Raw genomic sequence first — 19461 nt, forward strand, 5'->3', positions numbered from 1 at the left:
GGAGATGTTCACTCGCTATGCAGAGCAATACGGGAGCGACAGCAAAGCGGCTCAGGCCTTGATGGCCTCAGAACTGGCCAGGCAGTCACTCAAGCCCAATCGGGTGTTCTCCGATGGCACGGCATTGCCATCTTCGTTTGAAGACGTTCAAGTTCAACACCGACAAGAAAAGGCCGACACAGCCTTGAATCCGGCGCTCGATGATCGCCATCGAAGCAATGATCGACAGGTGTCTCGCTTCGGCAAGTCTGCGCGTGCAGGCCAACCAGCCCCCGCCCCTGAGCCATCACCGGCAAGACAAGAGGTTCAGACCCGAGGTGCCGAGATACGCGCAAGTTCAAAGGCAGATCAAACCGGTTTCGATGCAAAAGCGGAGATCGTCGAGACCAATGATGGGGCGCTGGCATCGAAGAAGTCATTGCTTAAGCAGTCTGGCAAGCAGGTTATTGAGGACGCCGGAGCGGCGGTGGACAACGCGACGGGCATCGTGAAAGACCTTCTGAAAAAATAATCAGACTGGGTCATCGTGCGTGCCGCTCATGTTCGGATTCAAGTCGCTTTCAGGTGGCTTCATGAAAGGCGGATGCCCTTTGTCACGCCAGTAGTTCGCGGCCAAATCCTCTGACGTTACCCCCATCCCGTGGATCGGATCGACATCCCGCTTCGAAGTTCGCGCTCTGCCGCCAATGCTAGTCAGCGCCCCGCCGATGGCCGTGCCAAAAAGCATCCCAATGCCGATCATCACCACTCGTGTGCCCCACCCGTCCAATGCGGCTGAGAACAAGCCCACCAGACCACCTAAGGAAGGTCTGCAAAACCCAGCCGCAGGGCGCGGGTCTTGCATGATGTTGGCGTCGAGATGATGCGTGGCAAACAGAAATGAAGCAAGTCAGCTTAGGATTGAACCTGTCGACCAAGAAGACGCGCAAGCGTGAGTTCTTGGAACAGATGAACAAGGTGGTGCCGTGGGATGTACTGGTCGGTGTGGTCGATCCACACTGGCCCAAGTCCAAGACGGGCCGCCCTCCCTTTGCCATCGAGACCATGCTGCGCATCCATTACCTGCAGCAATGGTTTGGCCTGAGCGATCCGGCGATGGAAGAAGCGCTGCATGACATGCCGGTGTACCGCGAATTTGCCAAGCTCGATGGCGTGCTCGATCGTTTGCCCGACGAGAGCACGATCCTGCGATTCCGGCATCTGCTGGAGAAGCACGACCTGTCTACTGACATGCTGCGCGTCGTCAATGACTTGCTGGCCTACAAGGGGCTGCTGCTGAAGTCGGGCACGGCGGTGGATGCCACGCTGATCTCGGCGCCGAGCTCGACCAAGAATATCGAAGGCAAGCGTGATCCCGAGATGCATCAAACCAAGAAGGGCAACCAGTGGTACTTCGGCATGAAGGCGCACATTGGCGTGGATGCCGACTCTGGCCTGGTGCACAGCGTGCAAGGCACGGCGGCCAACGTCAACGATGTGACCCAGGCGCACAAGCTGCTGCACGGCGAAGAAGTCGATGCCTTTGCTGACGCGGGCTACCAGGGCGCACACAAACGCCCAGAGGCCAAGGGGGATGTGAGCTGGCATGTGGCCATGCGGCCGGGCAAGCGCAAGGCCCTGGATTTGAGTGACCCGGCGCAAGCCATCACCGACAAGATTGAGCGCGTCAAGGCGAGCATCCGCGCCAAGGTCGAGCACCCGTTTCGGGTCATCAAGAAGCAGTTCGGCCATGTGAAGGTTCGCTACCGTGGGCTGGAGAAGAACACCGCACAACTCAAGACCCTGTTCATGCTCGGCAACCTATGGATGGTGAGGGGCAAACTGATGGCTGGCGCAGCATGAGTGCGTCCAAAAAACAGGGCACAGAGGTTCTTGCAAGGTCTGCAGGCTGTTTGAGGCAGGTTTGGCGTCCGGTTCGACTCGACATCGATGCCGCCAGAGAACATGCTGATGTCTTCACGTCGTCAAGCGCTTCCCAAACGAGTTGTTCAGACCATCCCTAAAGCAATGAGGCTGAAGAAGATTGGTTTTCGCATTTGAGCACCTCGTACTTACCAACCTATAGCCGCTTAGGCATTGCTGCAACCCTTTCGACTCCTGCGTATATCCGTCAACAACACCAACTATTCCATTTCAAATCGGCTACTCAGTCCAGTCCTATTTTGGGAAGTAATTGCGGTCGTTCGCGACCGACTGCTTTGCGACGGCCCATCACCCAAAAACGTGGCAGGCGCTGGTGAAGCCCTTGGACAAAGAAGTACCGCCCTTGAGTTCGAAGCTAAACCCCTAGGTTCGCAGCCCCAAAAGGCAATGCATGATCCAGTAGTCCTTCTCGACCAACGTCGGATCAAGGCTGCGCTCGTCAGCGACCACTGTAGGCAGGTCACCGAAGTCCTTGTGGTCATGCAGAGACTCAGGCACTCAACCAACCTCTGGTGCGCTCGCGGGTGGCCACAGAGCCGAACGTCGAGAGCTCGCGTTTGAGCTTGTCGGGGTCAAACGATGGCAGCTTGCTCTGTGCTTGCCGCAAAACTGCATCACGATCCTCAGCCAACTGCTCCAGGTTGTTGAGCAGATCGACAAACAAGAACTCACTCCGGCGTGAGCCTGGCCCGGCTCTGCTCGGCATACTCAGACCAGCAGGTGATTCAACGAAATAGAGTCAGTGATCATGGAATAGGGCTCTCAAGTAGTCAGCGAGCCTAGCGTGATGTTCGCAGAGACTCTAGTGATCCGGAACGTTGGAGTCGAAACACGGCCCCCTGTGGAGACGTGGCAAGAAACTCAATTTTTACAGGGCCGGATCAATAGGGTCGACGGCGCTCGGCCCGTCCAGCGTTTGAAGGCCCGCCGGAAATTGGCCGGATCGTTGTAGCCCAGCGTGTAAGCGATCTCCTGCACGCTCAGCTTGCCTGCTTGCAGGTATTGCATAGCCAGATGCTCGCGCACCTCATCCAAGATCTGCTGAAAGGATGTGCCTTCAGCCACCAGGCGGCGGTGTAGGGTGCGCGGGGTGAGATGGAACTGGCGGGCCACCACCTGAAGGGAAGGAAAGCCATGTTGGCGCGTCAGCAGGTTACGGCGCACCTGGATGCTCAAGGCCGCGTTCACATCGCGCTTGTCCAACTCTTCACGGCACAGGCGTGCAGCATCATCGAAGCTGGCCGGGTCAGCCGAGCTCAGCGGCAAGTCCATGGCTGCATCCGGCAACACCAGACCGCACCAGTCTTGGCTGTAACGCACCTCGCAACCAAACATGTCCCGGGCCAGATCTGCATACGCAGGCTCGACCTGTTTGAAGCACACACGTCGCACCTGACAAGTGCCCAAGGTGATCTGGTCAATCAGGTTCTTGATGGTCAACAAGATGGCTTCGCTGACCACGAGATCCAGCCCGTCGAGTGGGCGGGCCACAGGAAAGCCCACCCATACCTCGTCACCCTGAACCCGCTGCGTGACCGTCACCAGTGTGGTACGCAGCGGCAAGAAGCTCTCCAGCAGCGACACAACCTGACGCAAGGTGCTGCTGCTCAAGGCCGCGTAACCCAGCCTGCCGTGAGTGTTGATGCGCAGGCGCTCCCCCACGAGCAGGCCAAGAGCGGGCTCCTTTGCGGCGCCCAAGGCCGCATGCATCAACTTCAGAAAGGGCACGAAGCCCAAGCCCCGGTGGCCGTCGGCCAAGTCCGCCATTTGCAGATCGGCTGCCGCAAGCACCTCGGGCACATTCACCCCCATGCCAGACAGCATGTCGGCGATAAGGCGCACGTAGTGGAGGGGCAGTGCTGCGTTGTGCACGGTTTGATTTTTTGAAAAGCGCCAATTGTCAATAAATGACCTTTTTGTGTCAAGACAACCTACCCTTGATCTACCCCAGGATTCATAGGATACAAATACTTAGCGCCATCAAACTAACAGTACGCCAATGTTTTCGTTTTTCAAGAAGTCCGGCCCCAACCAGGCCAGCATCAATGGGGTGCCCATCATGGTCAATCCCAAGGAGACCTTGCTCCAGGCAGCGTTGCGCGAAGGCATTGATTTCCCGAACAGCTGCCGCGTGGGTGGCTGCGCAGCCTGTAAATGCAAGCTGGTCGACGGCAAGGTCAAGGAGCTGACTCAGACCGCCTACATCTTGTCGGACGAAGATTTGGACGCCGGCATGATCCTGGCCTGCCAGTCGGTGCCACAAACCAATGTCACCATCGAAGTAGACATGGCCGCCCAGCAAGCCCGCCGCACCGTAAGTGGCCGGGTGGTGGCCTGCACCGCACTCACCCACGACATCGTCAGCCTGCGCATCCAACTGGACGACTCACTGCCTTACAAAGCTGGCCAGTACGCACAATTGTCGGTTGACAGCCTGCCCGGGGTTGATCGCAGCTACTCGTTTGCCACCGCCTCGCAGCCCAATTCCCAGGTCAGTTTCCTGGTACGCAAGGTGCCCAATGGCGTGTTCTCCAGCCATGTGCATAAACATGATCTGGTTGGACAGCGCGCCAGCGTGAAGGGCCCCATGGGCGATTTCTGGCTGCGCCCCTCTGACGCCCCCTTACTGATGGTGGCCGGCGGCAGCGGCCTGGCCCCCGTTCTGGCCATCTTGGAAGACGCTCTGGCCCAAGGCGTCAAACGCCCCGTCACCATCTTGTTTGGTGCCCGCCAGCAAGCTGACTTGTACGCTCAAGACACGCTGGAAGCCCTTCGCACCCAATGGCCTGCGGCCTTCCGCTTTGTGCCCGTGCTGTCGGCCGAACCCGATGGCCGCAGTTGGGCAGGTGCGCTCGGCAACGTTGACAGCGCCCTGGCCGAGCACCTGCCCAACGGTGCCCATGCCTACCTGTGCGGCCCACCCGTCATGGTCGATGCCGTCAGCGCAGTATTGCGCGACCGCGGCATCGCCAAAGAACAAATCCGCGCCGACCGTTTCACGACCTTGCACGACTCTACAGGAGCACAGTGATGATGAACATTCTGCACTACCTCAAGTATTTCCTATTCCATATCATCGGCCTGCTGGCTCTGACGATGGTCACCCTAGGTGGCGCTTACACCACCTACGGTCTGATCACCATCTTGGTTTTCTACATGGTGGGCGACGCTGTCTGTGGCGACGACACCACCACACCCACCTTCAAGTATCCCGGCATCTTGACTGCGCAGCTGTGGATGGCTTTGCCCTTGCTGTTAATGATCATCTTCGCATCGCTTTGGAGTGTGAGCTCCGGCGACGTGCTGGGCTATGGCGCCTGGGTGCAGCAGCTCACGGGCTTCGATGCCCTGGCAGCCCGCGAAAGCACCTTCTGGGGCCACCACATCTCGACCATCCTGCTCTCCGGCCTGATGATCGGCATGGTTGGCACCATCACCGCCCACGAACTGACTCACCGCACCTGGGATCCGATCTCGATGTTTGTCGGTCGCTGGTTGTTGGCTTTCAGCTTTGACACCATTTTCTCGATCGAGCACGTCTACGGCCATCACCGTTATGTGTCCACCACTGAAGACCCAGCCACCGCACCTCGCGGCCGCAATGTGTACTTCCACGTCCTTGCCTCGACCATCAAGGGCAACATCAGCGCGTGGAACATCGAGAAAAAGCGCCTCAAGCGCGATGGCCACGGCGCCATCTCCTTGCGTAACGGCGTGATCCGTGGTCACCTGATGAGTTTGCTGTTGGTAGCGGTGGCATATGCCATGGGCGGCTGGCCTGTGGCTGGCTTCTTCATTGCCAGTGCGCTGTGGGGCAAATCGCTGCTGGAGATCGTTAACTACATGGAACACTACGGCATGGTTCGCGACCCCAAGCTCCCGGTTCAGCCTCGTCACTCTTGGAACACCAACAAGCGCATCAGTTCATGGTCGATGTTCAACCTGACCCGCCACTCGCATCACCATGCCCAAGGCGAAGTGCCTTATCAAGACCTCAAGCCCTTCCCTGAAGCGCCCATGATGATCGGTGGCTACCTGACCACCATCCTGGTGGCCATGGTTCCGCCTCTGTGGTTCAAACTGATGGACCCCAAGGTCAAGGAGTGGGATCTGAAGTACGCCAGCCCCGAAGAGTTGAAGCTGTCTGAGGCCGCCAACAAGCGGGCTGGCTGGGGGCTCAAGGCTTCTGCTTGAGCCATGCGTTGTAAACATAGGGCTACGCTGGCAGACCTATGATTGATGCTAGACCTGCATTCATGGCTTCTTCAAGTCGCTGTTTTCCATCCCCTGCTTGAATTGCTGCGTGTCGTGCGCCGCCCGGTGCCAGCATAGTAACCGCCCTGCCGCTCAAGGCGTACGCTCATGGCTTTCCATTGCGCCTGACAGACGCACCCGTGCATCGGGTACCAGCTTGAAAGAGGTACCTTCGAGGTTTTGCACATCGGTGGCCGACCTCGTGTGCGATCGTGTAGGGCTTGGGCAAAATCCTCCAGGCGCATGCTCAGCGTCGCCCTGTGTCGGTCTTGCAAATTCACCGCCACGCCCGTGAATATGGGCAGAGCCTGGCAACAGGGATGGCCAAAACTCTGGGTTTTTCCCCGGTGGATGCCATGATCGGCTTGCGCGACCCGCTGGCAATGCTGGTACTACGTGTGCCGTGGGCAGAGGTAGAGAGGTCGCTGGCTCCGCTATTCGCCCGCAAGGCGAGCATGGCAGCATGCCGACATGTTCGGCCCGACGCCGCGGACGTTGCCGACGGGCTCAGCGCGGCTCGTCGCGCGCGCCTGCCCCTTCGCCTGATGGTGGAGCCGCTATTCCAGGCGGCGCCATGCCTTCTGATGGATGACACGGGCGTGCTAACCGAGGAGAAGGTGGTGCGCACGTTCTCGATCCTGAAGGCGACAGACCTTCTCAGCCACTCGCGATCAGTGTTGGGAGCTTATATTTCAGGCCGCTGAGGCCGTGTCCTGCATCTCATAGGTCTGGACCAAGCGCTTGCGTTGCGCCGGCAAAAAGTTGATGCGCGAGGCATCGCCACCGGTGGCTTTAACCACTCGCTTGTCCATCACGGCAAACCACAGCGGGGGCACGTAAGCGACCAGGAACATGCCCGTGTAGCCCAGCGGCAGGAAGGTCGGAATGTCGTGGAAGCTGCGCAGCGACTGGTAGCTGCGCGTCGGGTTGGCGTGGTGGTCGGAGTGGCGCTGCAGCTGGAAGGTCAGGATGTTGGACAGCACGTGGTTGCTGTTCCACGAGTGGTGCGGCTGGCAGTGTTCGTAGCGGCCATCGGGCTTCTTCTGGCGCAGCAGGCCGTAGTGCTCGATGTAGTTGGCCGAGGTCAGCATGAAGGCGCCCAGGAAGGCCAGCACCATCAGCAGCACCAGGGCCTGCGTGCCCAGCCAGGCGGTCATGCCGCCCCAGACGATGGCGGTGCCGATCCAGCCCTGCACGATCTCGTTGTCCAGGCTCCAGGCCGACTTGCCCTGGCGCTCCAGGCGCTCGACCTCCAGGTCCCAGCCGCGGAAGTAGGCGCCGGGCATCTCGCGGAACATGAAGCGGTAGATCGTCTCGCCCATCTTGGACGAAGCCGGGTCTTCCGGCGTGGCCACGTGGCGGTGGTGGCCGCGGTTGTGCTCGATGCAAAAGTGCGTGTAGGCGCCCAGCGAGAGGTTGAACAGCGCGGCCTTGCGGGGCAGCCATTCCTTCTTGTGGCCCAGCTCGTGGCTCATGTTCATCACCAGGCCCAGCATGAAGCCGTTGATGATGACGGTGGTGACCACGCCATACCAGGGCACCGCGTGCGTGCTCAGGAACCACACGTTGAACAGCGTGGTGGCCCAGCCCACGGGGATGGCCAGGTAGATCATCCAGCGGTAGAAGGCGCGGCGCTCGAGGTCGGGCACGGCGGCTTCAGGCGGGTTGCTGGTGTCGTCGCCGATCAGCCAGTCCAGGATGGGCACCAGCACGAACAGCACCAAAAAGGGCAGGACGTACCAGGCGGCGTGGTCCTGGCCCATCAGGTGGGCCACCGGGCCCGTGGCCACGATGGCGGGGATCAGGGCTGGCAGCAGCCAGAGGGGCTTCTTCGGGTCCCGGTAGGACGCGGCCAGCGGGTCGGGCAGCACGGCGCTCATGTTGTTGTCTCCTCGGTGTGAGTCGGTGAAATGGAGTGATGCGATCTTGCGAGCGCAGGCCGAAATGGGGTACCGTCTGCGCTGGCAACTTATCGTCATTTTGTGACACTCACCGTGAGCACCCGAACCCCTCCCACGCAGGCGGCCGACTGGCTGGCGCCCGCGCTGCACCCCATCTACGCCCGGCTGATCTGCGCCGAGATGCGCCGCCGTGGCTTCGACGAGGCGCAGATCCTGTCCGGCACGCGGCTGAACTGGGCGTCACTGCACGAGGGCAACCGCTACCTGAGCTTCGACGAGGTGACCCGGCTGATCCGGCGCGCGGTGGCGCTCACGCAGGAGCCCTGGCTGGGCATCACCGTGGGCTGGGGCACGCAGCTGTCGGCGCACGGGCCGGTGGGGGTGGCGGCCATGTCGTGCGACAACGTGGGGCAGGCGCTGGCCCTGATCCAGCGCCACGCCGGCTTGCGTCAGAGCCTGATCTCGCTGGAGGTCGACCAGCAGGGCGACGAGGTCACCCTGTGGATGCGCGAGCACCTGCAGGCCCCGGATGTGCGCGAGTACATCATGGGCCACCTGATGGGCGCGGGCCTGCGCCTGCTCGACACGCTCACGGGGCTGGACATGACCCGCGTGGCCCGTGTGGAGTTCGCCTTCCCGGAGCCGCCGTGGGCCGATGCCTACCGCCGCTGGTGGCCTTCGGTGCGCTTTGGCATGGAGCGCTCGGCCATGGTGTTGCCGCTGTCGCTCCTGAGCCACCCGGGCCTGGCCCCTGACCCGCAGACCCACCGCATGGCCTTGCGCGAGTGCGAGCGCCTGTGGTCACAGCAGAACGACCCGCGTGACCGCCTGGGGCCCGTGGGCGACCGCATCTTGAGGCTCTTGCTGGCCTGCGAGGGCGGCTACCCGACCCTGAGCGAGTTGGCCGAGCGCGAGCACGTCTCCAGCCGCACCCTGATCCGCAAACTGGGCGACGAGGGCCTGACCTACCAGCAGCTGCTCGACCGCGTGCGCGAAGACCTGGCCTGCTGGTGGCTGCTGCACTCGGACATGAGCGTCGAAGCCATCGCCGACCGGCTGGGCTATCAGGACACGTCCAATTTCAGCCGCACCTTCCGGCGCTGGGTGGGCATGCCGCCGAGCGACTTCCGGCGATCAGCGGGTGCTCAGACCTTGAACACCGCCACCGACTGAACGAGCTCGGCAGCCTGGTGCTGCAGGCTCTCGGAGGCCGAGGCCGACTCTTCAACCAGGGCCGCGTTCTGCTGCGTGCCGTGGTCCATTTGCTGGATGGCCTGGCCGACCACCGACTCCCCGGCTTGCTGCTCGGCGCTGGCCGTGCTGATCTCGGCCACGATGGTGTTGACCCGCCCGATGGCATCCACGATCTGGACCATGGTGTCACCGGCCTGGTTCACCAGCGTGCTGCCTCGCTCGACGCGCTCGGCGCTGGCCGTGATGAGGTGCTTGATCTCGCGGGCGGCGCCAGCGCTGCGCTGCGCCAGCGAGCGCACCTCGGCCGCCACCACGGCGAAGCCTCGGCCTTGCTCACCTGCGCGGGCCGCTTCCACCGCCGCGTTCAGGGCCAGGATGTTGGTCTGGAAGGCGATGCCGTCGATCACCGAGATGATGTCGGAGATCTTGCGCGAGGCCTCGTTGATGCCCTGCATGGTCTCGACCACCTCGCGCACGACCCCACCGCCCTGTTCGGCGACCTGAGCGGCCGCCTGGGCCATGGCGGTGGCCTGCAATGCGTTCTCTGCGTTGCGCTGCACCGTGTGCCCCAGGTCCGACATGGTGGAGGCGGTTTGCTGCAGCGAGCCGACTTGTTGCTCGGTGCGTTGCGACAGGTCCTGGCTGCCTTGCGAAATCTGGGCGCTGGCCGTGGCCACGGCTTCGGCGTTGCCGCGCACCCGCGTGACCACCTGGGTCAAGCTGGCCTGCATGTCGGAAAGCGCCGCCAGCAGGGGCGTGAACTCGTCGCGCTGATCTTCGTGGATGGTGGTGCTGAGGTTGCCATCGCGCACGCGCTCGGCCACCTCCCGTGAGCGATCCACCCGCATCTTCAGGGTGCGCCCGATCCACCAGGACAGCGTCACCATGGCGCCGCCGATGAACAGGAACACGCCCAACAGCACCATCAAGGTCTGCTGGATGCTCGATTGGATGTGCGCGATGTCGCGCTCGGCGCTGTCGCGCTGGTAGCTCACGGTCTCCGCCAGTTCTTTGAGCAGCGCGTTGCGAGCCGGGATGGTGTGGTCGACCAGGTAAGCAAAGGCCTCGTCCTTGCGGCCCTCGGCGATGAGCTTGACGTTGGCCTCCCCTTGGACCCAGAAAGCCTGCACCGCTGGCGGGATGGCCTCAAAGCGTTCCTTGCCGGCGCTGGTGAACAGTTGCTGCTCATAGGTCTTGAGCAGCTGCTCGATCAGCTGGCGTTTGGTTTGCACGTCCTGCAAGGCCGCGTCGCGTTCAGCGGGCGTGCGCGCCAGCATGGCGTGGCGCAGTTGCAGCGAGGCGCGGGTGACGTTGAGCTCGACCTGGGCGATCTCCGAGAGTTGCGGGATGCGGTGCTTGGCCGTTTGATCGCTGACGGTGGAGACGTCCTGCAGCCGCCAGACCGTGAACAGGGCGGCCCCGATCAGGCCGGCGCAAACCAGCACCGAAGCCAGGGCGATGCGGGCGGCAAGCCCGCGCGCACCGAAAAATGACATGTCGAGCTCCTTTCAGCATTCGTCGTTGTTGCCGGCGCAGAACCAGAGAACTGAAGACATCGTTCGGAGATTCGGTCGCAAATTGATACATCCAGCGCATTCAAACCTGCGAATCTGAAAAAACTGCCCGGGGAATTGGGTGCAGGCGAGGGGCGCCGGCTTCTTACAATCGCCCCATGCCTTTTGTTCACCTCCGCGCCCACACCGAGTTCTCCGTCGTCGACGGCACCGTCCGCATAGACGACCTGGTCAAGCTTGCAGCCAAGGTTCGAGGTCGGGCACGGCGGCCTCGGGCGGGTTGCTGGTGTCGTCGCCGATCAGCCATTCCAGGATGGGCACCAGCACGAACAGCACCAAAAAGGGCAGGACGTACCAGGCGGCGTGGTCCTGGCCCATCAGCTGGGCCACCGGGCCCGTGGCCACGATGGCGGGGATCAGGGCTGGCAGCAGCCACAGGGGCTTCTTCGGGTCCCGGTAGGACGTGGCCATCGGGTCGGGCAGCACAGCGCTCTACACATCCACCGCCGCGAACTGGGTCTCTACATCGCCACCATCGCACCCAATCTCGCCCAGGCTGCGCTGCTCGCCATCCTCGTGCTGGTGCCGATGACCTTCCCTTCCGGTACCTGATCCCCACCCGAAGCCATGCCATCGGGCTGCGCGAAGCCATGTCTATCTCTCCACTTTATTACTTCGTCGAGATGGGCTACGGCATCCTGCTTCAGGGCGCGGGATGGGACATCCTGTGGGTTTGGCGCTGCTGCTTGGCATGGCGATCTTCGGGTTGGGCGTGTGGCGATTCAAGCGTCAGTTTTGATTCGTAAACCAGTCATGTCTCGACCGTGGGTCACGCGCTGCCTCCCAAGTCTGCAGTCCCCACGGGAAACAGGAAGCGCCCAATGCACGCCAGCTTATTGTCCAGGCGCAACTGCACCGAGACCGTTGTGATACGTCGTCCCGCCCGCACAATGTGGGGCACCGCGCAAATCGTGCCGGCGAAAGCCGGTCGCAAGTAATCGAAGGTAAGCGTCGAGCAAGCAGGTAACTCGACCCGCGCCAGGGATCGTGCAAGATGGGTAGCCGCGACCACTTCTCCAAAGCTGGCAAGTACACCACCATGGAAGGTCCGGATCAGGGGATTGCCGACATGATTTTCGCAAAAGTCCATGAGGTAGCGTGTCTCGCCCTCAACGACCTCCTCCCGCATACCCAGAAACCGATGGAAGGGCACCGCCGGCACGAGGACCATTGCTGCCTCTGCACAATCTGTCATTGATTTAACCACCCTCGTCATGCCGCACTCCTGTCCGTCGTATCGAAAGCCGGTCCTAACGTATCGATGGCAAAGGATCCCGTCACCGTGGCAAGCGGCATCTCGTCACCCGCCGCATAAGCCCGGCCGGAGACAAAGGCCACGCTGTCTGTCCAGCCGATGCATTCGACCACCGCGCGCAGGCCGCTGCCCGCCGGAATGGCACGAAGGTAATCGACGCGCAGGTCAATGGTGGCGATAGGCCTGAGCGAGCGTAGCGCGGAGAAAATCGCCAGTCCACACGTCGTGTCAAGCAGGGTCACGAGTGTGCCCCGATGCAACGCTCCAAGGCCGTCGGCCAGAGCCTCAGAAAACGGCATCACCATCTCCGCCTTGGCGTTGGCCACCGCCACCACGTCGACGCCGAGGGCGTTGAACAGTGGATGCTGACTGCCGAAAAAAGCTTTTGCCATGGCAGCTTGGTCCAGTTGCGGCTTCATATGCGACATGCCTGCTCCTCAATTTGCACTGTAAATGTGTTCACTCAATAGATCAGAGCAGCGTCGATATAGCGACGCTCCGCCGCCCGTACGGCTTGCAGGGCATCTGCGAGCAATTTCGTAGGGAAGCATTCACTCTCGGAGCCTGCTTTCAGCGCCAGCGCCAGCGATGTCCAGCATGCGGCACAGTCTGTCATAAGCTGCGGCAGTTGCAGATCGCTGATGCGTGGATCAGCCGATGCGGCTTCGTTCAGAAATTCTGCGTACATCTTGCGAAAACCGCCGCCGCCCGTGCCGCGCCGTTCGATGATTTGATAGGCAAAACGCGTCGTCCAGCGCCAGTCGCCCTCGCGTTCCCAGCAACCAAGATCGGCCAGCCATGTATCTAGCGCGGCTACGCCGGCACAAGGTCCGCCCTCCAGCAGTAAACGTGCGTTGTGGCGTATGGCTTCAGCCACCCGCTCGACCGAAAGCCGCGCATGAATGGCGGGAGGCGCGAACAAGTTGCCAGCATGAAAAAAAGGAGGCAGTTCCGCGAAGCGGGCACGGGCCAGATCGGAACGTGCCACCGGGATGGGCGCGGGGCGCTCGGTATCGGTCACCAGAATGCAGCCGTCCGCCGGTTGGCGCTGCCAGGCAACGATGGCGTGGCCGGGAAAATGCGTCCGACTGGCAAAGTACGGCAAGTGAAAAATATCGGTCAGGAGCAGGGCTGGGCGCCCCTGGTCGAGCAAGCCATCCAGCGCCTGCGCGCCCTCCTCGACGGAGCTGTAACTTGTCCAGGCGAACGGTACGTCCAGCGCCTGGAATACCCGCTCCTCATATCCCAGCGAGCGCACATGGACCAGAAAAGGTACCGGGGCATCAGGCAGCGTCAGGTATGTGATGCCCAGCCCCGAGCCCAGCCCAAAACACATGGCCTCGGTCAGCGTCGTGCCATGGAACTCAAGCAAGTCCCGGATGGCCGAACTCCCGCAATGGCGGCCGGACCGATGGGGAATGTCGGGGGCCTGTGCCATATCTGCTGTGTGTAATGTCACTATCGACTTACCCTTCTTAAAGAATGATGAATGAACTTGGGCTCATATCGCTCCGTCGCAATTTGCGTTGCCGTAACCATTGGCCCATCCCATTACCCAAAAACGTTTCAGGTCAGGCTGGTGACCTCAGAACTTGCTTGAGTCAAGCCTGCACCAGAACCCGTTCACCTAACTGTACCCGAGGCCTTCACCAAACCGATCATACGAGCCTTTCTGGACAGGCCCCAGATCCATTTCACTGGATCGCCCCTGCCCAGCTAACACCTATGACTCTCACATTGAAGGCCAATAGGAGGTGTCATGAGCAAACTACGTTACACCCCAAAATTCAATCTTGAAGCGGTCAAGCAGGTCACAGAGTCTGCTGCGGCAGGTTACTGGTGGGCACTTCGCGTAACCCAATTTCCCAAAGCGCAGGAGGCCCATTCGCCCCAGGCCTTGAGATTGTTCGGCCCGGCGGCCTCATTGCGGTACCCGCTGGCCGCCCGCCGCAGCGCAGGCTGACCCTGGCACGCTGCAAAACGCCCGCCTGGGCACCATGCGCGCGCACCTTGCCCCTCATGTCGGCGCGCCTTGCGCCACCAACCACACCAATGTTTTGGCGTTGTAGGCCACGCACTTGAGCGTGATCGCCAGCTCGTTTCTGGCCAGCGTCATGGCCCGAACCACTTTGCCACCCAGCTGCTCCAGCCCGGCAAACACATGTTCGACGCGGGACCTTGTCTTGTTGATGCTGCGGTTGCGCGCGCCCAGCCGCTGTCGGGCTTTCTGGCCTGGCTTGGCTCGCCGGGCGATACCGTCGCCCAACTGGTGTCGGGCCAGCAATTCACGGTTGGCCTGCGCGTCATAACCCCGGTCTGCCAACACGCGTCCTCGGGTGTTGCCCGCGTCTAGCACCTCCCCCAGCGATTGACCATCGTCCACATTGGCTGGCGTCACCACGATGCGGCGAATCAGCTTCCAGCGTGCGTCCACGTTGCTGTGCACCTTGTAGCCATAAAAGCTCTTGCCATGCTTCTTGGTCCAGCGCGCATCTCGGTCGGTGTGCTGCAACCGCTTCGTGCTCCAACCCTCAGGTGCCTGGCCTTCGTTGAGCGCCTGGCGCTCTTCGCTGAGGGCCTGCGTGATGGGCGCTTGCACGATACCGGCATCCACAATCTGCCCGCCACGCGGGAGGTAGTCCTGCTGCTGCAACTGCTGGCTCACCGCAGCGAAGATGACCCGTCCACCCAGACCGCCCTTGGCCAGGCGTTGCTTGAAGCTCCACAGCGTGCGCGCATCGGGAATGTGGAGCTGGCCGTCGACGCGGCAAAACCGCTGAAAGCTCATGCGGTCGAGCACCTGGTGCTCGCACTCCTCATCGCTGAGGTTGTACAGCGCCTGCAGGAACTCCATTCGCACCATGACCTCGCTGGCGTAGGGCGGTCGACCGCCCTTGCTGCGCTCTGCACGTGGGCACGCCGTCTCAACCGATTGGGCCACTGCACTGAAGTCGATCAGTCCATCCATCGCCGCCAGGTTGGCAACGTAGCTGCCCAACTTGGCTTGCCGATGTGCCTGCACAAACAAGTCGGTGTCGGGCGGGTCTTGAAAGAAGACCGATGGCTTGATGCGCGGTGTGACCATGATCAGCATCTTGCCGCGTCAGCTAGCGCGGCGCCAGGGGGTTTCAAGAAGTGCCCTGGTAAGTCACCAAGACTAATTCCCCTAGAAGAATAAGGAGATTGCCTACCTTCTGATAGATAGATAAACTTAGCAGCCTGTCCACAACACAAAACACACTCCATTCGACTTTTCCAACCTGAAGAAATACCTCGCCTTGCTGCTGGCGCTCCAGCAGCCATGAAAGGCTTCCAAGAAATGGACAAGGCAGCACTGGCAGAGGGCGCCATCTCAAAGAAACACAAAGAGTTGATCGCAATCGCTGTGGCACTTACCACGCAGTGCGGCTACTGTCTGGAGGTTCATCGCAAGGCAGCAGTTGCTGCTGGTGCCAACGAGCAAGAACTGGCTCAGGCAACCTTCGTGGCCGTAGCACTACGTGCTGGCGCTGCTCTCACCCATGGCACGCATCTGATAACCGACCCTGCGTGAATTCACAAACCCATGAACCCATGAACCCATAAATCATGAAAATCTACGACTTTGAAGGCTTTCCCAACCCCGCCCGTGTGCGCATTGCCCTTGCCGAAAAAGGCGCCACTGACAAGGTGCAATTTGTGCATGTCGACGTTTTGAAGGGCGAGCACCGCCTGCCCGGCTTTATGGCGATGAATCCCAACGCTACCGTGCCTGTGCTGGAATTGGACGACGGCACCACCATCAGCGAATGCACGGCCATTACTGAGTACATCGACCATGCATTCGACGGCATTTCGCTGACTGGCACGACCGCCAAGGACCGCGCGGTGATCCACATGATGCAGTGCCGCGCCGAACAGGGCGTGATGGACGCCGTGGGTACCTACTTCCACCATGCCACACCCGGCCTTGGTGCGCTGGAGCTGTACCAGAACAAAGAATGGGGTTTGAAGCAGCGTGAGCGTGCCATCGCCGGCATGCGCTATTTCGACAGCGTGCTGGCAACGCAGCCCTTTGCAGCCGGCCAGCACTTCTCAGTCGCCGATATCACTTTGTTCGTGGGCCTGAATTTTGCTAACTTCGCCAAGATCGAGTTGCCTGCGGACTTGCCTCATCTGAAGGCGTGGCGCGCTCGTATGGCCCAGCGCCCCAGCATGGGTGGCTGATTCGAACAGTCTCAACTGCCTTCACCTGACCACCCAAACGGAGTACCGATGGACCTCATCAACGCCCAGTTCGACCAACGGGTGCTACTGCATGGCGCCGACCTGCCCTGGGTGGACTCCCCTGTGGCAGGTGTACAGCGCAGAATGCTCGACCGCATAGGCGGTGAGGTTGCCCGAGCAACCTCCATCGTGCGCTACGCACCCGGCAGCCATTTCAGCCCGCACACCCACCACGGTGGTGAAGAGTTCCTGGTGCTTGACGGGGTCTTCCAGGACGAGCGCGGCGACTACCCTGCCGGCAGCTATATCCGCAACCCGCCCACCACACGACACACGCCAGGCTCCGAGACCGGTTGCGTGATCTTCGTGAAGCTGTGGCAGTTCGACCCGGCGGACCGCACCCCGGAGGTGATCGACACCAACAAGATCGGCCGTGTGGACGACGCCACCCGCCCCGGCGTGGCGGTGACGCCCTTGTTCGAGGACGAGCGCGAAACTGTGAGCCTGGAGACCTGGCTACCCGGCACACGGCTTGACGCCGTGATGCCTGACGGCGCGGAACTGCTGGTGCTGTCCGGCGGCTTCACAGAGGGCGCAGACGAACTGCGAGCCTGGTCTTGGTTGCGCGTCCCTCGAGGGGGGCGACTCACCGCCATCGCTGGGGCGCAAGGCACCACCGTCTGGGTCAAAACGCGCCACCTGAGCTTGGTGCAAGTCCCACCTTCGGCTTGACTAGCACTTGGCTAAGCGATATCGCAAAAATATGTACGGTTGAGACAACGGTACCATGGCTAACAAACGTACCGAACTGCAAACCCTGGCGCAGGCCATCGTCCAGCGATCGGGCTTGCGCGAACTGAGTTTTCGCCAACTCGCCGAACAGACGGGCGTCAAGTCGTCTAGCGTGCACTACTACTTTCCGGAAAAGCACGACCTCACCGCCGTGCTGATCACCAGCTACAGCGAGGCCTTCGCGCAGCGCTTGACAGCCATTGCCAACAAGCCTACAGCCTTAAAACGCAAGCTGTCAGCCTTTATTGACCTATTTGAAGAAGCTGCTCAGGACGACAAGCTGTGCCTGTGCGGCATGTTGGCCGCCGAGTTGTCCTCACTCGACGAGCACTGCCGCAGCCTCTTGAGCGGCTTCTTCAAACAGGCAGAAGCTTGGTTGGCCCAGATCCTGAAGCAACATAAGGGCGAACTGCTTAACCCCCTGCCCCCAAGCCGGTTGGCCGCCGTGATGATGTCCGGGCTGGAAGGCGCCTTGTTGCTGGACCGCGTGAACAGCGCTGGAGACCACTTGCATGCACAACGCCAACTGATCAACTCGTTTGCGGCCGGCACGGCAGTCTGAGACGGCACCACTTTCCGCGACAGGCTCACGCAGCAGCCCGGCTCGCCCACAAACGCCCGCCGGGACTGTCGACCATCCCGCAGCCACCCATATCCCTTCGGCAAACGGACTGCGCGCCAAGACCGGGAGTGGCTTATTGCGCTTGAAGATGGCCAAGTTTTTCCCCTGACGCCAGAGATCCTTCGTAAGCAATGGGATGGACGCCCCCACCCGATGACGGCAGAGTGGCGCGTGTCGGCCACTTGAAACGGAAGGAGCGTCCACCATGCAGACACGACAATTGGCATCGACCTGGCCAAGAACGTATTCCAGGTCCACGGAGCGAACGAGCGCGGCAAGGCGGTGTTGCGCAAGCAGTTAAGGCGAGACCAGGTTGCCGCCTTCTTCGCGAACATGACGCCGTGCCTGATCGGCATGGAGGCTTGCGGCAGCGCTCACCACTGGGCTCGCAAGCTGCAGGAGCTTGAGCACACCGTGCGGCTCATGGCGCCTCAGTTTGTGAAGCCCTGTGCCTCTCCCAGCTTTCGGTACTTGGTCGAAATCGTCTGAAGCTTCTCGACAAAGGTGTGGGTAGGCGCGTAGCACGGCACGTCAACAGCTCGGTTGTCTGCCACTAATACGCCGCGTGCGCTTGCTGTATCCCACGCCCAGGACGAGATTGTCACCGGTCTGTTGGGTGCGGTGTCATCAAAGCCGAGCTCCAGCAAGATCCCGTCTTTGACACCTGCCAATGGGGCCGTGCGCGCTGCATAGGACAGGCGAATGCCACCGCTGCGCATCTTCTCGTCGTCGAAATCTTCATCACGCGCGACTTGAACAATGCCCGGGATTCTGATTTTAGTGGCCAGCCAGTCATAGAAAGCCCGACGGGACGCGACATGAGCGACCTTGTTGTGATGGCGGCCGGTCTTGACCTCCAGCTCTTTGGGAGGCTCGATCCGGATGTCGATGTCCTCCGAGAATCGGTGGATGACACCGAAGCCCTTGGACAAGGATGTGCCGCCCTTGAGTTCGAAGTTGAACCCCTGAGTTCGCAGCCCCAAAAGGCAATGCATGATCCAGTAGTCCTTCCCGACCAATGTCGGATCAAGGCTTCGTTCGTCAGCGACCACGGCAAGCAGGTCGCCGAAGTCCTTGCGGTCATGCAGAAATTCAGGCACTCAGCCAACCTTTGGTGCGTTTGCGGGTGGCCACAGAGCCAAATGTGGAAAGCGCGCGTTTGAGCTTGTCGAGATTAAACAATGGCAACTTGCTCTGCGCTTGCCGCAGAACCGCATCACGATCTTCAGCCAACAGCTCAAGGTTGTTGAGCAGATCGACAAACAAGAACTCCGGAGTGAGCTTTTTCGGGAAGCGTGGCTTCACCCGAAAATCGAACTGCCGATTGCCGAACTTGAACACGCCATGCCGTTTATGGTTATAGACCAAGGTTCGGTTGTATAGCTGCGTTGTACCCAGGCCCACAGCGTTGTATGCAGAAGTCGAGAAAACAAGAAAGTCGCTGTCACGAAGAAAGCTGCCAATCACCTCGGCATCCTCAGGCGGTACAGGTCCGAAGCTGGACACCCTCGGCACGTAGTACATGCCCTGAGCCAACTTCTTCAGAAGCCCCTCGGCGACCAACTCACGCACGTGACGGTCTACCGCATTGCTCATCTCTGCCAGATCCTCTCGCCGGTACACGCGCCCGGGGCGCAATAAGGCAGCCAGCCGTTCGGCGGCACCACTTACCAGCATCTTCGATGGAGCAGAAACGCTTTCCACGATTGATTTCTCATTGAAATTTCATGCAATCTTAGG

Annotated in this window: 22 protein-coding genes and 2 pseudogenes; 12 read left to right on the plus strand and 12 right to left on the minus strand. The window is 61.0% G+C overall.

What is annotated here, in order from left to right:
• A pseudogene (locus Q7V20_RS15725) lies at positions 1-511 on the plus strand (conjugal transfer protein TraG); the annotation flags it as partial.
• Here Q7V20_RS15725 and Q7V20_RS15730 read toward each other — a convergent pair.
• Positions 512-742, minus strand: coding sequence for a hypothetical protein (locus Q7V20_RS15730; protein WP_230179367.1), 231 nt, complete (start codon positions 740-742; stop codon positions 512-514).
• A 137-nt stretch (positions 743-879) separates the two neighbouring features.
• On the opposite strand from Q7V20_RS15730, the gene Q7V20_RS15735 reads away from it, so the two are divergent.
• The gene (locus tag Q7V20_RS15735) at positions 880-1842 is read left to right on the plus strand and encodes an IS5 family transposase (RefSeq protein WP_304793133.1); all 963 of its coding nucleotides are present in this window, start codon (positions 880-882) and stop codon (positions 1840-1842) included.
• 571 nt (positions 1843-2413) lie between these two features.
• On the opposite strand, the gene Q7V20_RS15740 is transcribed toward Q7V20_RS15735, so the two are convergent.
• Together Q7V20_RS15740 and Q7V20_RS15745 are read right to left on the minus strand one after the other, a co-directional pair.
• Complete coding sequence (locus Q7V20_RS15740) at positions 2414-2587, minus strand: hypothetical protein (protein WP_233585024.1); 174 nt, start codon at positions 2585-2587, stop codon at positions 2414-2416.
• A 197-nt stretch (positions 2588-2784) separates the two neighbouring features.
• Positions 2785-3795, minus strand: a complete 1011-nt coding sequence (locus tag Q7V20_RS15745; RefSeq protein WP_304793140.1) for an AraC family transcriptional regulator — start codon at positions 3793-3795, stop codon at positions 2785-2787.
• Between the two features lie 127 nt (positions 3796-3922).
• Between Q7V20_RS15745 and Q7V20_RS15750 the strand changes: the two genes are divergently transcribed.
• From Q7V20_RS15750 to Q7V20_RS15760, 3 genes are all read left to right on the plus strand, one after another.
• Complete coding sequence (locus Q7V20_RS15750) at positions 3923-4954, plus strand: 2Fe-2S iron-sulfur cluster binding domain-containing protein (RefSeq protein WP_304793143.1); 1032 nt, start codon at positions 3923-3925, stop codon at positions 4952-4954.
• Positions 4954-6117 (plus strand): alkane 1-monooxygenase, encoded by a 1164-nt coding sequence (locus tag Q7V20_RS15755; RefSeq protein WP_230179365.1) that lies wholly within the window; start codon positions 4954-4956, stop codon positions 6115-6117. Before Q7V20_RS15750 ends, Q7V20_RS15755 begins: the two co-directional genes overlap by 1 nt.
• A 281-nt stretch (positions 6118-6398) precedes the next feature.
• Positions 6399-6881, plus strand: coding sequence for a hypothetical protein (locus tag Q7V20_RS15760; protein ID WP_290905308.1), 483 nt, complete (start codon positions 6399-6401; stop codon positions 6879-6881).
• Here the strand turns inward: Q7V20_RS15760 and Q7V20_RS15765 are convergent.
• Entirely contained in the window at positions 6870-8057 is a 1188-nt protein-coding gene (locus Q7V20_RS15765; protein WP_125245595.1) for an alkane 1-monooxygenase, read from the minus strand. The genes Q7V20_RS15760 and Q7V20_RS15765 overlap by 12 nt on opposite strands.
• Before the next feature lie 114 nt (positions 8058-8171).
• On the opposite strand from Q7V20_RS15765, the gene Q7V20_RS15770 reads away from it, so the two are divergent.
• Complete coding sequence (locus tag Q7V20_RS15770) at positions 8172-9251, plus strand: AraC family transcriptional regulator (protein ID WP_125245596.1); 1080 nt, start codon at positions 8172-8174, stop codon at positions 9249-9251.
• Here the strand turns inward: Q7V20_RS15770 and Q7V20_RS15775 are convergent.
• From Q7V20_RS15775 to Q7V20_RS15795, 5 genes are all read right to left on the minus strand, one after another.
• Positions 9224-10768 (minus strand): methyl-accepting chemotaxis protein, encoded by a 1545-nt coding sequence (locus Q7V20_RS15775; protein ID WP_304793162.1) that lies wholly within the window; start codon positions 10766-10768, stop codon positions 9224-9226. The genes Q7V20_RS15770 and Q7V20_RS15775 overlap by 28 nt on opposite strands.
• Before the next feature lie 249 nt (positions 10769-11017).
• Complete coding sequence (locus Q7V20_RS15780; protein WP_125245598.1) at positions 11018-11257, minus strand: hypothetical protein; 240 nt, start codon at positions 11255-11257, stop codon at positions 11018-11020.
• Between the two features lie 358 nt (positions 11258-11615).
• Positions 11616-12062 (minus strand): PaaI family thioesterase, encoded by a 447-nt coding sequence (locus tag Q7V20_RS15785; protein ID WP_199758685.1) that lies wholly within the window; start codon positions 12060-12062, stop codon positions 11616-11618.
• Positions 12059-12529: a PaaI family thioesterase gene (locus tag Q7V20_RS15790; RefSeq protein ID WP_304793167.1), complete on the minus strand. Its 471-nt coding sequence runs from the start codon at positions 12527-12529 to the stop codon at positions 12059-12061. Before Q7V20_RS15790 ends, Q7V20_RS15785 begins: the two co-directional genes overlap by 4 nt.
• Before the next feature lie 35 nt (positions 12530-12564).
• Positions 12565-13539 (minus strand): BtrH N-terminal domain-containing protein, encoded by a 975-nt coding sequence (locus tag Q7V20_RS15795; protein ID WP_304793170.1) that lies wholly within the window; start codon positions 13537-13539, stop codon positions 12565-12567.
• Between the two features lie 321 nt (positions 13540-13860).
• Between Q7V20_RS15795 and Q7V20_RS15800 the strand changes: the two genes are divergently transcribed.
• Entirely contained in the window at positions 13861-14064 is a 204-nt protein-coding gene (locus tag Q7V20_RS15800; protein WP_304793172.1) for a hypothetical protein, read from the plus strand.
• A 54-nt stretch (positions 14065-14118) separates the two neighbouring features.
• Here the strand turns inward: Q7V20_RS15800 and Q7V20_RS15805 are convergent, their stop codons facing one another.
• A complete protein-coding gene (locus Q7V20_RS15805; protein ID WP_304793175.1) occupies positions 14119-15186 on the minus strand; it encodes an IS5 family transposase in 1068 nt (355 codons plus the stop codon).
• A gap of 216 nt (positions 15187-15402) precedes the next feature.
• Here Q7V20_RS15805 and Q7V20_RS15810 point away from each other — a divergent pair, with 216 nt between their 5' ends.
• From Q7V20_RS15810 to Q7V20_RS15830, 5 genes and pseudogenes are all read left to right on the plus strand, one after another.
• The gene (locus tag Q7V20_RS15810; protein WP_125245602.1) at positions 15403-15654 is read left to right on the plus strand and encodes a carboxymuconolactone decarboxylase family protein; all 252 of its coding nucleotides are present in this window, start codon (positions 15403-15405) and stop codon (positions 15652-15654) included.
• A gap of 35 nt (positions 15655-15689) precedes the next feature.
• Positions 15690-16307, plus strand: a complete 618-nt coding sequence (locus Q7V20_RS15815; RefSeq protein ID WP_304793179.1) for a glutathione S-transferase family protein — start codon at positions 15690-15692, stop codon at positions 16305-16307.
• Between the two features lie 48 nt (positions 16308-16355).
• Positions 16356-17039 carry a cupin domain-containing protein gene (locus Q7V20_RS15820; RefSeq protein ID WP_125245604.1) on the plus strand — a complete coding sequence of 228 codons (684 nt, stop codon included), beginning with the start codon at positions 16356-16358 and terminating at the stop codon, positions 17037-17039.
• A 55-nt stretch (positions 17040-17094) separates the two neighbouring features.
• The gene (locus Q7V20_RS15825; RefSeq protein WP_125245605.1) at positions 17095-17661 is read left to right on the plus strand and encodes a TetR/AcrR family transcriptional regulator; all 567 of its coding nucleotides are present in this window, start codon (positions 17095-17097) and stop codon (positions 17659-17661) included.
• A gap of 279 nt (positions 17662-17940) precedes the next feature.
• A pseudogene (locus tag Q7V20_RS15830) lies at positions 17941-18168 on the plus strand (IS110 family transposase); the annotation flags it as partial.
• On the opposite strand, the gene Q7V20_RS15835 reads toward Q7V20_RS15830, so the two are convergent.
• Together Q7V20_RS15835 and Q7V20_RS15840 are read right to left on the minus strand one after the other, a co-directional pair.
• Positions 18153-18716, minus strand: coding sequence for a nucleotidyl transferase AbiEii/AbiGii toxin family protein (locus Q7V20_RS15835; protein WP_304793230.1), 564 nt, complete (start codon positions 18714-18716; stop codon positions 18153-18155). The pseudogene Q7V20_RS15830 and the gene Q7V20_RS15835 overlap by 16 nt on opposite strands.
• 97 nt (positions 18717-18813) lie before the next feature.
• On the minus strand, positions 18814-19425 hold the full coding sequence (locus tag Q7V20_RS15840; RefSeq protein ID WP_304793186.1) for a hypothetical protein: 612 nt from the start codon (positions 19423-19425) through the stop codon (positions 18814-18816).
• Between the last annotated feature and the right edge of the window lie 36 nt (positions 19426-19461).

The sequence above is a fragment of the Aquabacterium sp. genome, assembly GCF_030652515.1.
Taxonomy (GTDB): Bacteria; Pseudomonadota; Gammaproteobacteria; order Burkholderiales; family Burkholderiaceae_C; genus Aquabacterium.